Here is a 1,330-nt window from a genome sequence, read left to right as displayed (position 1 = left end):
ACTGAGGAATCCCCTGATGATTTCATTAAAAATCATAAATTTAAGTAGAATGGCATCTTTCCGTATGATCTAATGAATTCGCCAAAACACAAAAAACCAAACAGAAAGATGCGCGAACTTAAGATTTTACACGATTCTCTTTACCAATTCTGCCCTGAACTTCATTTAAAGCGCCTTAACACCATGACGCTGGCATGCCGAGCTTTACTCAACAGTAAAGCCCTCACATTAACTGAACTGGGACGCAATTTACCCACCAAGTCCAGAGCAAAACATAACATCAAGCGCATGGATCGCTTATTAGGCAACCGCCACCTTCATCATGAGCGCCTTGCTGTTTATCGCTGGCATGCTAGCTTTATCTGCTCGGGTAATCCAATGCCGATTATTTTGGTAGATTGGTCTGATATTCGTGAGCAGAAAAGACTTGTGGCATTGCGGGCTTCGGTTGCTTTGCAGGGCCGCTCCGTCACTCTGTATGAGAGAGCTTTTCCCTTAGAAGAGCAGTGCTCTAAGGCTGCGCATGACCGATTTTTATCTGAGTTAGCCAGTATTTTGCCAGCTAATGTGGTGCCACTAATCGTAAGTGATGCTGGCTTTAAAGTGCCATGGTACAAATCGGTTGAAGATCATGGTTGGTACTGGCTCAGCCGAGTGCGAGGCAAAGTAAGATTTGCGGACATAGGCGCACAAAACTGGCAACCCATCAGTAAGTTACACAGCCAAGCATCCAGTAGAGCCAAGAGCCTAGGCGACAAGAAACTCACGCAGGGCAACCCAATCAACTGCCAAATAGTATTGTATAAATCATTACCGAAGGGACGGAAAAATCAGCGTTCAACACGAACCAATTGCCACCATCCATCACCCAAAGTGTATTCAGCTTCAGCAAAAGAGCCTTGGGTACTGGCAACCAATTTCCCGCCAGCGGCCCGCACACCAAAACAACTGGTGAAGCTTTATGCCAAGCGCATGCAGGTAGAAGAAACATTCCGAGACTTGAAAAGCCCTGTTTATGGGTTAGGTTTACGTCAAAGTCGAACCAACAGCCCAGCGCGTTTCGATATCATATTGTTGATAGCGTTAATGCTGCAATTTATGTTTTGGCTGACGGGTTTGCATGCTCAAGGGCAAGGCTGGGATAGACACTTTCAAGCCAATACAATACGAACCCGAAATGTACTGTCTACCGTCAGGTTAGGACTAGAGGTTATGAGGCGGCCTGATTACGAGGTCAGTACGCAAGAACTACTAGCTGCGGGCATTATTTTTGCCCAACAGCTGAGAAAATATGGCTGTGCGCTGGGGGAGTTATGAGGGGATCCTTCAG

At 46.3% G+C, this 1,330-nt stretch carries 1 protein-coding gene; it reads left to right on the top strand.

Annotation, left to right across the window (positions count from 1 at the left end):
- The first annotated feature begins 108 nt into the window (after nt 1-108).
- Nucleotides 109-1,317: an IS4 family transposase gene (locus tag K1M91_RS21155; protein ID WP_232804240.1), complete on the top strand. Its 1,209-nt coding sequence runs from the start codon at nt 109-111 to the stop codon at nt 1,315-1,317.
- Nucleotides 1,318-1,330: the final 13 nt, after the last annotated feature.

Origin of the sequence: Motilimonas sp. E26, assembly GCF_021278025.1 — a bacterium.
GTDB lineage: Bacteria > Pseudomonadota > Gammaproteobacteria > Enterobacterales > CBDFNC01 > Motilimonas.
The sequence above is the reverse complement of the archived record's forward strand: the minus strand, read 5'-3'. Positions and strand labels throughout refer to the sequence as shown.